At 61.2% G+C, this 12,543-nt stretch carries 11 protein-coding genes and 2 tRNA genes; 3 read left to right on the plus strand and 10 right to left on the minus strand.

Translation table 11 applies throughout. From position 1 onward, the window contains the following. Positions 1-15 precede the first annotated feature (15 nt). The 4 genes from ACR0CU_RS09940 to ACR0CU_RS09955 all read right to left on the minus strand — a co-directional run bounded on the left by ACR0CU_RS09940 (position 16) and on the right by ACR0CU_RS09955 (position 7,104). On the minus strand, positions 16-2,523 hold the full coding sequence (locus ACR0CU_RS09940; protein WP_170446984.1) for a GcvT family protein: 2,508 nt from the start codon (positions 2,521-2,523) through the stop codon (positions 16-18). 176 nt (positions 2,524-2,699) lie between these two features. Beyond that, positions 2,700-4,097 carry an FAD-binding oxidoreductase gene (locus tag ACR0CU_RS09945; protein ID WP_170446986.1) on the minus strand — a complete coding sequence of 466 codons (1,398 nt, stop codon included), beginning with the start codon at positions 4,095-4,097 and terminating at the stop codon, positions 2,700-2,702. An 88-nt stretch (positions 4,098-4,185) separates the two neighbouring features. Further along, a complete protein-coding gene (ggt, locus tag ACR0CU_RS09950; protein WP_170446989.1) occupies positions 4,186-5,979 on the minus strand; it encodes a gamma-glutamyltransferase in 1,794 nt (597 codons plus the stop codon). A 138-nt stretch (positions 5,980-6,117) separates the two neighbouring features. Continuing rightward, complete coding sequence (locus ACR0CU_RS09955; RefSeq protein WP_170337463.1) at positions 6,118-7,104, minus strand: 2-hydroxyacid dehydrogenase; 987 nt, start codon at positions 7,102-7,104, stop codon at positions 6,118-6,120. Between the two features lie 191 nt (positions 7,105-7,295). Here ACR0CU_RS09955 and ACR0CU_RS09960 point away from each other — a divergent pair, with 191 nt between their 5' ends. Then, positions 7,296-7,760: an SH3 domain-containing protein gene (locus ACR0CU_RS09960; RefSeq protein ID WP_244952386.1), complete on the plus strand. Its 465-nt coding sequence runs from the start codon at positions 7,296-7,298 to the stop codon at positions 7,758-7,760. A gap of 9 nt (positions 7,761-7,769) precedes the next feature. On the opposite strand, the gene ACR0CU_RS09965 is transcribed toward ACR0CU_RS09960, so the two are convergent. Beyond that, complete coding sequence (locus ACR0CU_RS09965; protein ID WP_480642923.1) at positions 7,770-8,678, minus strand: haloalkane dehalogenase; 909 nt, start codon at positions 8,676-8,678, stop codon at positions 7,770-7,772. A gap of 89 nt (positions 8,679-8,767) precedes the next feature. Here ACR0CU_RS09965 and ACR0CU_RS09970 point away from each other — a divergent pair, with 89 nt between their 5' ends. Both ACR0CU_RS09970 and ACR0CU_RS09975 read left to right on the plus strand, forming a co-directional pair. After that, on the plus strand, positions 8,768-9,757 hold the full coding sequence (locus ACR0CU_RS09970) for an NADPH:quinone reductase (protein WP_480642925.1): 990 nt from the start codon (positions 8,768-8,770) through the stop codon (positions 9,755-9,757). A gap of 91 nt (positions 9,758-9,848) precedes the next feature. Then, a tRNA-Gln gene (locus tag ACR0CU_RS09975) sits at positions 9,849-9,923 on the plus strand. 415 nt (positions 9,924-10,338) lie between these two features. Here the strand turns inward: ACR0CU_RS09975 and ACR0CU_RS09980 are convergent. The 5 genes from ACR0CU_RS09980 to infA all read right to left on the minus strand — a co-directional run bounded on the left by ACR0CU_RS09980 (position 10,339) and on the right by infA (position 12,499). After that, positions 10,339-10,413: transfer RNA gene (locus tag ACR0CU_RS09980), tRNA-Phe, on the minus strand. A gap of 79 nt (positions 10,414-10,492) precedes the next feature. Continuing rightward, complete coding sequence (locus ACR0CU_RS09985) at positions 10,493-10,675, minus strand: DNA gyrase inhibitor YacG (protein WP_170337460.1); 183 nt, start codon at positions 10,673-10,675, stop codon at positions 10,493-10,495. Further along, the gene (locus ACR0CU_RS09990) at positions 10,672-11,694 is read right to left on the minus strand and encodes a ribonuclease E/G (RefSeq protein ID WP_170446992.1); all 1,023 of its coding nucleotides are present in this window, start codon (positions 11,692-11,694) and stop codon (positions 10,672-10,674) included. Before ACR0CU_RS09990 ends, ACR0CU_RS09985 begins: the two co-directional genes overlap by 4 nt. Further along, positions 11,691-12,269 (minus strand): Maf family protein, encoded by a 579-nt coding sequence (locus ACR0CU_RS09995; protein ID WP_170446994.1) that lies wholly within the window; start codon positions 12,267-12,269, stop codon positions 11,691-11,693. Before ACR0CU_RS09995 ends, ACR0CU_RS09990 begins: the two co-directional genes overlap by 4 nt. An 11-nt stretch (positions 12,270-12,280) precedes the next feature. Next, positions 12,281-12,499, minus strand: a complete 219-nt coding sequence (gene infA, locus ACR0CU_RS10000; protein ID WP_005978431.1) for a translation initiation factor IF-1 — start codon at positions 12,497-12,499, stop codon at positions 12,281-12,283. Positions 12,500-12,543: the final 44 nt, after the last annotated feature.

Here is a 12,543-nt window from a genome sequence, read left to right on the forward strand (position 1 = left end):
GGGGCCTCTGTCCGATCAACCGTCCTTGCGGATGGTCTCGTTCTTGGGATCATAGGGGCTGTCGCACGTCACGACCGCATCCCACAGCTGGTCCAGCATTTTGACCTTCAGTTTGGTACCTTCCACGGCCAGTTCGGGCTTTACATAGCCCATGCCGATGGATTTCTCGAAAGCCACCGAATACCCGCCCGAGGTCAGACGCCCCACGCGCTCACCTTCCGGAGTATACAGCGCCTCGCGGCCCCAGGGGTCGGCATCTTCGGGCCCGTCGATCAGCAACGTGCAGCATTTCACGCGCACACCGGTTTCGATCAGCTTGTCCTTGCCGTGGAACTCCTTGTCCAAATCGACGAAACGCGGCAGGTCGGCCTCGAGCGGGGTGGCGTCGCGGCCCAGTTCGGTGCCGAAGGCGCGATAGGATTTCTCCTGACGCAGCCAGTTCTGGGCGCGGGCGCCGACCAGCTTCATGCCGTGCATCTCGCCGGCCGCCTCCAGAAGGTCGAACAGGTAGTTCTGCATTTCGATCGGGTGATGCAATTCCCAGCCCAGCTCGCCGGTATAGGCCACGCGGATCGCGTTGACCGGGCACATGCCCAGTTCGATCTGACGTGCCGACAGCCACGGGAAGCGCTTGTTCGACAGGGCGGTATCCGGCTCGGCGTCCTTGATGACCTCTTTCAGCACGTCGCGCGATTTCGGTCCGGCGATGGCAAAGACGCCCCACTGGGTGGTCACGTCCTGGATCTCGATGTAGCCGAACTCGTCCATCTTGTCCTCGGCCGCCTTGCGCAGGAAGTCGGCGTCATACTCGGTCCAAGCACCGGCCGAGACGAGGTAGTACTCGTTCTCTTTCAGGCGAACGATGGTGTACTCGGTACGCGTGGTGCCGTGCGCCGTTAGCGCATAGGTCAGATTGATGCGCCCGACCTTGGGCAGCTTGTTGCAGGTGAACCAGTCGAGGAACTGCGTGGCGCCGGGGCCCTTGACGACATGCTTGGTGAAGGCTGACGCGTCGATCAGACCAACACCGTTGCGGATCGCCTTGGCTTCTTCGACGGCAAACTGCCACCATCCACCACGGCGGAAACTGCGGCTTTCCTTGTCGAAGTTGTCGGGGGCATCGACCGGGCCAAAATAGTTGGGGCGTTCCCAACCGTTGACCCACCCAAACTGCGCGCCGCGGGCTTTCTGACGATCATAGGCCGGAACGGTGCGCAGCGGACGGCAGGCCTCGCGCTCTTCGTCCGGGTGGTGCAGAATGTAGACGTGCTCGTAGCATTCTTCGTTCTTGCGCGCGGCGAATTCGGTGGTCATCCAGTTGGACGAATAGCGTTTGGGGTCCAGCGAAGCCATGTCGATCTCGGCTTCGCCATCGACCATCATCTGCGCCAGATAATAGCCGGTGCCGCCGGCGGCGGTGATGCCAAAGCTGAACCCTTCGGCCAGCCACATATTTCGCAGGCCCGGCGCCGGGCCGACCAGCGGGTTGCCATCAGGCGTATAGCAGATGGGACCGTTGAAATCGTCCTTCAGGCCGGACTCGGCACAGGACGGGACACGCTCGGCCATGGCCATGTACTGATCGGCGATCCGGTCCAGGTCCAGAGGGAACAGGTCAGCGCGGAAACTGTCGGGCACACCGTATTCGAAGCGTGCCGGGGCACCGTGCTCGTAGATGCCTAGGATCCAGCCGCCGCGCTCCTCACGTGCGTAGGATTCGTTGTCGGCGTCGCGCACGACCGGGTGTTCCGGATTGCCGGCTTCACGCCATTTCACCAGTTCCGGATCCTTGTCCATGACAATGAAGGTATGCTCGACCGGGATCGCGGGCATCTTGATGCCCAGCAGCTTGGCGGTACGCTGGGCATGGTTTCCCGAAGCGGTCACCACGTGCTCGGCGGTGATGACTACCTGCTCGTCGCTGGGGACAAGGTTGCCACCCTTTTCGACCATCTTGGTGCAGGTGACTTCCCAATGGGTTCCGTTCCAATGGAAGGCATCGGCCTGCATCTTGCGCACGATCTCGACACCGCGCTGGCGGGCGCCCTTGGCCATCGCCTGGGTCACGTCGGCCGGATTGATGTAACCGTCCTCGGTATGGTAAAGCGCGCCCTTCAGATCCGAGGTTTCGATCAGCGGCCAGCGCTCCTTGATCTGCTCGGGCGTCAACCATTCATATTTGACGTCGCAGGTCTCGGCAGTCGAGGCATAGAGCATGAACTCATCCATGCGGTCCTGCGTCTGCGCCATGCGCAGGTTTCCAACCACCGCGAACCCCGCGTTCAGGCCGGTTTCCTCTTCCAGCGTCTTGTAGAAATCCACCGAGTATTTGTGGATATGGGTCGTCGCATAGGACATGTTGAACAGCGGAAGCAAACCCGCAGCGTGCCAGGTCGAGCCCGAGGTCAACTCGTCCCTCTCGATCAGCATGACATCATCCCAGCCCGCCTTGGCCAGATGATAGGCTATCGAGGTCCCAACGGCGCCGCCGCCGACGACCAGTGCTTTGACTTGGGTTTTCATACGCCCGCTCTCCGGATTGAGTCTGTTTGGCAAGGTTTATGCCGAACGAGACCAATCAGCGCCAAGTCCATCCGACGCAAAACGGTGCAAAACCGACCTGCCGTACACGTTGCGGCGCGAATCCGGCAACAGGCACGCACCAACAGCCGATGGTTGCGTGCGCCTTCCCGGCCTGGTCAGACGATCTTGCCGGGGTTCATGATGTTGTCAGGATCCAGTGCGGCCTTGATCGCCGCCATGTACCGGGTCGCATCCCCAAGTTCCCGGACCAGATACGGTTTCTTGCCCTGCCCGATTCCATGCTCACCCGTGCAGGTCCCGTCCATCGAGATCGCCAGATCGTTGAGCCATCCGACAAACTGACTGGCCCGCGCCACTTCGTCGGCATCGTCCATGTCGATCAGCACCAGCGTATGGAAGTTTCCGTCGCCGACATGACCGACGACCGGGGCCAGCAGGTCTAACTCGGCTGCCTTGTCCTGAGCCTTGGTGACGCATTCGGCCAAGCGCGAGATCGGGACGCAGACATCCGTCGAGATTCCACGCGCTCCGGGCCGAAGCTGGAGGGACGCCCAGTACATGTCGTGCCGCGCCTGCCAGAGCTTGGACCTTTCTTCGGTGCTGGCCGTAGCGACAAAGCCCGTGCCGCCAAAATCCTCGGCGATTTCGCCAAAGGTTTCGGCCTGCTCCGCTGCGCCGGCCTCCGAGCCGTGAAACTCAAGCAGAAGCAACGGCGTTTCCGGCAGCTTCAGCCCGGAATACGCGTTGGCAGCCTTGACCGACATCGCGTCCAGCAATTCGATCCGAGCGACCGGAACGCCGAATTGAATGGTCGTCATCACGGCCTGACAGGCCGCATCAACCGTCGGGAAAGAACACCGGGCCGAAGTAATCGCCTCGGGGATGCCGTGCAGTTTCAAAGTCAGCTCCGTGATGATGCCCAGCGTGCCCTCGGCACCGACAAGCAAGCGGGTGAGATCGTACCCGGCCGAAGATTTTTTGGCCCGGTGGCCTGTGCGGATGATTTTGCCATCGGGCATAACCGCCTCGAGGCTCAGGACATTGTCCTTCATCGTTCCATAGCGAACCGCATTGGTACCCGACGCCCGGGTCGCCGCCATCCCGCCCAATGAGGCATTGGCTCCGGGATCAATCGGAAAGAACAGGCCCTTGTCGCGCAGATGGGTATTCAAGTCCTCGCGGGTGACCCCGGGCTGCACGACGCAATCCAGATCACCTTCGTTCACGGCCAAGACCCGGTTCATCTCGCCAAGATCGATGCAAACGCCGCCGGCCGGCGCGTTTACGTGACCTTCCAGCGACGTTCCGGTGCCGAAAGGGATCACGGGAACCTTGTGCGCCGCACAGGTCTTGACGATGTCCGAAACCTCTTCGGTCGAGGTGGGAAAGACCACCGCATCCGGGCTTTGGTTTTCGATCCAGGTCGTTGTGTGTCCGTGCTGCTCGCGGACCGAGGCGCCGGTCTGCAACCGGTCCCCGAACCGCTGTTTCAGAATGCTGATGGCGGTGTCGATCCCCGCCGCATTGCGGAACAATGCTGTCGCTTCAACCATGGCAACCCTCCCTTGGTGCAGTGGTGCAGGCCCAGACAATGACTAGAAGGCCCACGCCACAGGAGCAATACCCATCGCTGCGACGTGATCACTCGCCCAGTGCGATCCCTTCTCGACGGGGATCGGCTCCGCCGTGCAGACCGTCGCGGATTTCGATGGCATGAAGGCCCGAGGTCAGATCCCGCGCGTTCACTTCAAAACCCAGCTCGCCCAACATGTCCGCAAAACCTTCGGCGCTTGTGCCGACCTCGACATCATAGGTCCCGAAACGGTTCACCAGATGAGGAAGGGCGACCGCCTGCTGGACGTCCATACCCCAGTCCGCCCAGGCAATGATTGATTTTGCAACATAACCGATGATCCGGCTGCCACCCGGAGACCCGATCGCCAGAACCGGAGACCCGTCCTGCATGACAATCGTCGGACTCATTGAGGAACGGGGGCGTTTGCCCGGTTCGATCCGGTTGGCAATAGGAACCCCATCCCTGTGAGTCCGGAAGGAAAAGTCGGTGAGTTCGTTGTTCAGCAGAAAGCCGTTGGTCATCAGACGCGAACCAAAACCGTTCTCGATAGTCGTGGTCATCGAAAGCACGTTTCCATAGGCGTCGACGATCGAAATATGGGACGTCGACGGCAGTTCGATCGACGCATCGTCGGCCCAGTTCAGCGCGTGGTCAAACTCAGGATTTCCCGGCGCAACCTCTGTCAACGCCCCAGCGTCATCCAGCAAGGCGGCACGCTCGGCCAGATAGGCCGGATCGATCAGGCCCTGCGTCGGCATCGGAATGAAATCACTGTCGGCCATGTAGCGACCGCGATCCGCGAAGGCCAAGCGCGAGGCATCGCCGATCAGCCGCCACGCTTCGGCGCTTTCGGAACCCATCGCCGCCAAATCGTAATTGTCGAGAATGCCAAGGATCTGTCCAACCGTCAGCGCACCCGAGGACGGCGGACCCATCCCGCAGACCTCATAACTGCGATAGGTGGCACAAATCGGCTCACGCTCGATAACCTGATACAGCGCCAGATCAACTCCGGACAAAACCCCCGGGTTGCCCGGAGCGTTTCGGACAGTCCGCACGATGTCCGCCGCGATCTCTCCTCCATAAAAGCCCGCAGCCCCTTCGGACGCCAGAACGCGCAGGGTTTCGGCATAGTCTGGGTTGATGAGGCGCTGACCCTGGGCCAACGGCTCGCCGTCCGGCAGGAAGTAGTTGGCCGTGTCAGGGAAGCGTGCAAGACGTTCAGCGTCGGCCTGGATCAAGCCCGCCAGCCGCGGCGAAACGACAAACCCTTCGTCGGCTAGGCGGATACCATCCTCGAACAGACCGGGCCAAGGGCTACGCCCCCAGCGCCGATGGGCTTCCTCCAACAATGCAGGCGTGCCGGGTGTCCCGACCGAAAGCCCGCCAACAACCGCGTCAAAAAATTTGAGCGGCTCGCCGCTTTCGTCCAGAAACAGGGTCGGGCTTACCTCTCTCGGCGCGGTTTCTCGCCCATCCAAGGTGGTCAGGCGTCCGCTGGCCGCATCGTACCAGACCAGAAAGGCCCCCCCGCCCAAACCCGAGGACTGCGGTTCGACCAGGCCCAAGACAACCTGAACGGCGACCATTGCATCCGCTGCCGTTCCACCGGCAGCCAGAACCTTGGCACCCGCCTCGACGGCCAGCGGGTTGGCCGCCGCAACCATCCAGGTTTCAGCTTTGACAGGCACGCCGTCGGCCTTGGCCTTCAGCGCGGCGATCACCTCGTCGGTCAAGGCCTGAACTTGGCCGTCGGATGCACCCTCGGGCGCGACCTCATCGGCGGTTTGCTGGGCAAACACTGGACTCGCCAGGGTCAGCGCGCAGGCCACAACAGTAGGGAACCAATTGGAGCACATAAAAAACCTCCTTATCCAAATGCTGAATCTGACAGTGCACGGCACCGTGCTGTCCCGCAACCATGTGCGGGGACGACCGCCAAAGACGGCAAAGCTCTGCCTTGCAAACAGCAGGAGCCCGTATGCCTTGGCGTGTTCTTACAGCATCGCGGGAACGACCTGATCAGGCGGCCGGTGCCCGTCTTCAAACGTCTTAATATTGATGATGACCTTTTCGCCCATCTCGATGCGACCCTCGAGCGTCGCCGACCCCATATGCGGCAGCAGCACGACATTCGGCAGCTGCCGAAGTCGAGGATTCACGTCGGTGCCGTGCTCGTAGACGTCCAGCCCAGCCCCTGCGATCTCGCCCGCCCGGATCATCCGCGTCAACGCGTTTTCGTCCAACACCTCGCCCCGCGACGTATTCACGATGACCGCCGTCGGCTTCATCAGCTTAAGACGTCGCGCGTTCATCAGATGAAATGACGACGGCGTTGATGGGCAGTTGATCGAGATCACGTCCATACGCGCCACCATCTGATCGAGGCTTTCCCAATAGGTCGCCTCAAGATCCTGTTCTATTTCGGGACGCAACCGGCGACGGTTGTGGTAGTGGACCTGCATTCCGAAGGCACGGGCCCGGCGCGCGACGGCCTGTCCTATCCGCCCCATACCTAGAATGCCCAGACGCCGGCCTCCTATCCGCCCGCCAAGGAAAGCCGTCGGCGCCCAGCCGGTCCAGTCCCCCTTTTGCATAACCGACAAACCCTCGGGAATCCGGCGGGTTACGGCAAGGATCAGCGCCATCGTCATGTCGGCGGTATCGTCGGTCAAAACACCCGGCGTGTTCGAGACCAGGATGCCGCGCTGACGCGCCGTCGCGACATCGATATGGTCGACACCGGCACCATAATTCGCAATCAGCCTCAGCCGCTCTCCGGCCTGGCCCAAAACACCCGCGTCGATCGTGTCCGTGATCGTCGGAACCAGCACATCGGCCTGTTTGACCGCCTCGACCAACTCGTCGCGCGTCATCGGTGTGTCGGTGTCCCGCAAACGGACGTCGAACAACTCGCTCAGACGTGTCTCGACCACTTCGGGCAACCGTCGCGTTACAACAACACTCAGACGTTCTCTTGGCACTTCAGCCCTCCTACCGCTTTGCATTCCGATGCGCGTCATGGCATCGTGGCGCAGGATCAGCCGGGGCACAAGAACCCCATGGGCATCGCCCCAACCTTTTTTGAAACACGGCAGACAGGCAAATCAGCGGGCAGGCAGTGAGTGCTTTCTTGAGGGCGAAACGCCCAGTTCTGGCATTTCTAACAACGCTTCTGTTCCTGACAGGCGCAATCGCGCACGCGCAGGAAAAACGTGGGCAGGTGACGAACCTGCCTTTGCCGCGCTACGTGTCGATGAAGGCGGCCGAGGCGAACGTACGCCGCGGCCCTTCGCTGACTCATCGTGTTGACTGGGTGTTCAAGCGCCGCGGCATGCCACTTCAGGTGACGGCCGAATACGGCAACTGGCGCAAGGTTCAGGATCGCGACGGGGCCGGCGGATGGGTCCACTACGCTCTGTTGTCAGGTGTCCGCACGGTTCTGATTGAATCGGACATGCTGCCGGTCTACGCCAGCCCCGATCCCAAATCCCCGGTCAACGCTCATTTCGAAACAGGCGTCGTGGCCCGCTTGGGCACCTGCACGGTGGATTGGTGCCGCATTTCGGCCGGTGGCTATCGCGGCTGGACCCTCAAAAGCAATCTTTGGGGCGTGGAGCCCGACGAAATCCGGGAGTGAGACCCCTGCTCAGGCCGTCTCGCGGATGAAGGCCAGAACCGTTTTTGCAAGTTCCTGGGGCACGTCCTCCTGAAGGAAGTGACCGGCTTTCGGCAGCACAACATGGTTCTGTCCCGCCGCACCAGGACAAAGTTTCTGAAAAACCCCATCCACCCCGGCCATGATCCTGTCCTCAGCACCAAAAGCCGTCAGGACAGGGGTTTGCAGACCGCGGATAACGTTCCAAGCCTGTCGGTTCGGTTCCGACTCGGGGTCGTCGGGGCGGTCAGGCACCAGCATCGGAAACTGTCGCGCCCCGGCCTTGTAACGATCGTCAGGGAACGGCGCATCATAGGCGGCGACCTCGGCCTCGGTCAGCTTTGAAACCGTTCCACCGTAGACGATGCGACCGGCGCGGAAATCCGGCACCTCCTGGCTGAACTGTCGCCAGGCGGCAAACGCCTCGCCCAAGGGCTGGTCCCCGGTTGGCAAGGCCGTGTTGGCGACAACCACCCGGGCGAACCTGTCCGGCATCTCGGCCCATAGGCGCAACCCGATCAATCCGCCCCAGTCCTGACAGACCAGGGTGATGTCCCGCAGATCGAGTTGACGCAGAACCTCACCCATCCAGAAGACATGCCGCGCATAGGTATAGTCGCCGCGGTCGACGGGTTTGTCGGATCTACCGAAACCCACAAGGTCCGTAGCGATGACCCGGTGGCCTGCAGCGGCGACTGGCGGGATCATGTGACGGTACAGATAAGACCAACTGGGCTCGCCGTGCATCATCAGTACTGGAGCTGCCGCGCGCGGCCCCTCGTCCAGATAGTGGACCCGCAACGCGCCGCCTTCAGTATCATCCACCTCAAGGTACTTGGGTGCGAAATCATAGTCGGGCAGATTTTGGAACCGTTCGTCCGGTGTGCGCAACGCCTTCATACTCTGATCTCCCATGGTTTTTTGACAGGCTAGCATTCCTGGCCGGCGACGATAGGGTGAACGTCACGACGCGACAAACCGGAGCCGCCATGAAAGCCGTCACCTACCATACATTTGGACCCGCCGCCGATGTTCTGTCCATTCAAGAACTACCGGATACACCCCCGGGCCCGGGCGAAGTGACCGTTGCGCTGGCTTACTCCGGGGTGAACCCTTCGGACGTGAAGGCACGTGCGGGGGCACGGCCCGGGATCACCAAGCCGCCTTTCCCGGTGATCGTGCCGCACAGCGACGGTTCAGGTGTCATCTCTGCTGTCGGACCGGGGGTTCCGGACTCGCGGGTGGGTCAAAGGGTCTGGATCTGGAACGGCCAGTGGGGTCGTGCGTTCGGGACGGCCGCAACCCAAATCACCCTACCTTCGGAACAGGCTGTTCACCTGCCCGACACGGTCGCGCTGCAAACCGGTGCCGTCCTTGGCATTCCCGGCCTGACTGCCAGCCACACCGTGTTTTCCGGAGGCCCGGTGTCGGGTAAAACCCTGCTGGTTCACGGCGGTGCAGGGACGGTCGGATATCTTGCCGTCCAGTTGGCCAAATGGGGCGGAGCAAAGGTGCTGGCCACAGCCAGTCCACGCAACTTCGAACGTGTGACAAAGGCCGGAGCTGATGCGGTACTGGATTACACGGCGACCGATTTGCCCGCACAGATCCTGGACGCCAATCATGGGCGTCCGGTCGATCGCATCGTCGATGTGGAGTTTGGCCAAAACGTCGAAACCAACGTTGCAGTTATCGCCGAAAGCGGCAGAATCAATGCGTATGGCTCGGCGCAGAATATGACGCCGACGCTTCCGTTTTATCCGCTCATGTTCAAATCGGTGACGTTGGAAATGGTTCTGGTGTATCTGCTGCCGACCGATCTGCGCGACGAGGCCATCGCGAACCTCCACCACGCGCTGGCCGACGGCGCGCTGAACTGCCCGATCCAAAAGGTCTATTCGATGGAAGAATGCGCCGCCGCACACCGCGCGGTCGAGGCCGGAAACCGAACCGGAGCGGTGCTGTTGGAGACCAAATAGATCGCCCGCAAAAAAATTTTCGCAGGTCTCGATTTTTTGCGCGAAAGCACTTGAACACCGTCACCAACAATCGTAGATAGCCGCTCACCGTTGGGGTGTAGCCAAGTGGTAAGGCAGCGGTTTTTGGTACCGTGTATCGTAGGTTCGAATCCTACCACCCCAGCCACTAAATCCTTGAAATTGCAGATAAACTGATACGGCTTCTGAGAGCTTTACAGCGTCAGCGCTGGCTTGATCGGTGCATGACATCGAGGACCCAAGCTCGGCGGCAGTTCCCATCCTCAGGAGATGCTTGCCCGGTAGGTCTACGTTTTGGATGCCAAAGTGGTACCAGTGTTCATCGAGTTGCTGAGCAGCTCTTTGCGTTCGGGACTTTGCGACCGCCGCTGATCTTGTCCGTAGCGAGAATTATGTTTTTCCGGTGGTATTGTGGTGATCGAGGTCTTTCGGGACCCGTCGTGTGAAGTAGAAAACCCCTGCTATCACAAATGAGAAGGGGACGTTTTGTTCTCCAGCATGTGCTACGTCCTTGGTCATCTCCAGTTTAAGCTGAAGGGAAACAGTAGCTTACCTGTTGGGAATGGTGCCCGGGGGCGGAATCGAACCACCGACACGAGGATTTTCAATCCACTGCTCTACCCCTGAGCTACCCGGGCACGGGAACGGCGTTTGCCGTTGGGTGCAGGCCTTCTATGACTTGCCAAACGCGGTGTCCAGAGGCTTTTTCAGATTTTTTCAGTGGGGGCGATCCTTGATTTCAACAGCATCCTGAATCTCATCATCAAGGTCATCCTCGCGCTGCGACGGAACCGCATAGGAGCCGTTCAGCCACTTTGCCAGATCGATATCGGCGCAGCGTTTCGAGCAAAACGGACGAAACTGTTTGACCGTATCTTCTCCGCAGATCGGGCAGCTCATCTCAGGACCTCCAACAATGGGATACGGCCGCGTTTTCGCTGCAATTCGAAATGCCCCAGCGGCGTCCAGCCGGCGAGGATCGTTTCTTCACTGTCAGCCCTGAAGGCAGCGCGGAGTGCGGATTCGAATCCGCGCCGGTCTTTTTTGGGCATCGGCGCAAGGTCGAGCGTGATCTGCCCGCCCAGCCCGCGCACGCGCAGGGCGCGCGGCAGTTCCTTGGCGCAGGCGAAATTGGCCTTTGTTCCCGCAGCCAGCGAGCCATCCGAACCGGTGTTCACATCCACGGCCACCAACGCCCGAGTGGGTTCGATATACATATGCGCCCCTCCCGCCAAAGGATGGGATGCACCACGTGCAACGTCCAGCGCCTCGAGCACACCATGGTCCGCAAACCCGCCCGCCTGGGTCGAGACCTCGGCCGGCTCCACCCATTCGCGCCAGGCGAGGACATGCGGTCCGTCGCCCTCGGACAGCGTTTCCGGTGCGTCTCCGGTGTCGTTCACGACCTGCTCGGCCAGCGCTCGCATGGCAGCGATGTCTTCGGCGATTTCATCGGCATCCGCGCCCTGGCAACCGGAGCGCAGGATCAAACCGAAGGGGCTGCCGTCCATCTGCTCATGCGCGATCACCAGCAGCCGGTCGCGCTCCTCGTCATCGCGGATCGAGCGAGAGATGTTCAGCCCGGGCGCGTCCGGCGTGACGATGGCATAGCGGCTCTTGAACAGGATGCGGTTCGTCACCGGCAGGGCTTTGCCCGGTTCGGCATAACCCGTGACCTGCACCAGCAGCATCTCACCCGGCGCCAAGCCCTTGACCTGCCGCAGGAAAGCCGGACCATCCGGCGTTGTCAGGAACATCCCGCCCTGCCCCTTGATCGCCCGCTCGGCCCGGGCCCGGTAGATGGTTCCGGGGGCGGGCGCATCGGCAGCGATCAGGAAATCATCCAGTTTGCCATCCACCATCAGTGCCGCAGCTTCGCGGCCTTGAATGTGATCCAGAATGATCGTTCGACCTTTCATGATGCCTCGCGATACAGGGGGTAACCGATGCCTTGCAACAGTCCTGCGGTTTCAGACAAGGGCAGCCCGACGATACCGGTGAACGAGCCCGAGATCCACGGAATGAAGGCGCCCGCGGGCCCTTGGATGGCATAGGCACCGGCTTTGCCCTGCCAATCGCCGGTAGCGAGATAGGCGTTGATTTCCACGTCCGAAAGTCGCTTGACCTTGACCTGGCTGACCACGTCACGCTGCAACACCCGATCGCCGCGACGCACCGCGACCGAGGTGATCACACGGTGGCGACGTCCTGAAAGGGCATGCAGAAATTCGGCTGCCTGTCCCGCACCCTCGGGCTTGCCCAATATGCGTCGACCCAGCACAACCGTCGTGTCGGCGCACAGGACGATATCGTCCGGGGCCGCCTTCACGGCATGCACCTTCTCGCGGGCAATGCGCGCGCAATACGGCAGCGGAAGCTCGCCCCTTTGGGGGTCTTCGTCAATGTCAGGGGCAGAAATGGCGTCGGGCTGCACGCCAAGCTGAGCCAGCAGGTCCAGCCGTCTGGGGCTGCCCGATCCTAGAATGAACGCCATTGCGGCAGGCGTTACTTGAAGCGGTAGTTGATCCGACCCTTGGTCAGATCATAGGGGGTCATCTCGACCTGAACCTTGTCGCCGGCCAGAACACGGATGCGGTTTTTGCGCATCTTGCCTGCCGTATGTGCGATGATCTCATGGCCGTTTTCCAGCTCGACCCGAAACGTCGCATTAGGCAGGAGTTCCTTCACGACACCGGGAAATTCGAGCGTATCTTCCTTGGCCATGTTGTCTCCATCTTTGCGTTGCCCTGCAGAATCCGCAGGTGGCG

It is taken from the genome of Ruegeria sp. BC2, from assembly GCF_056539245.1.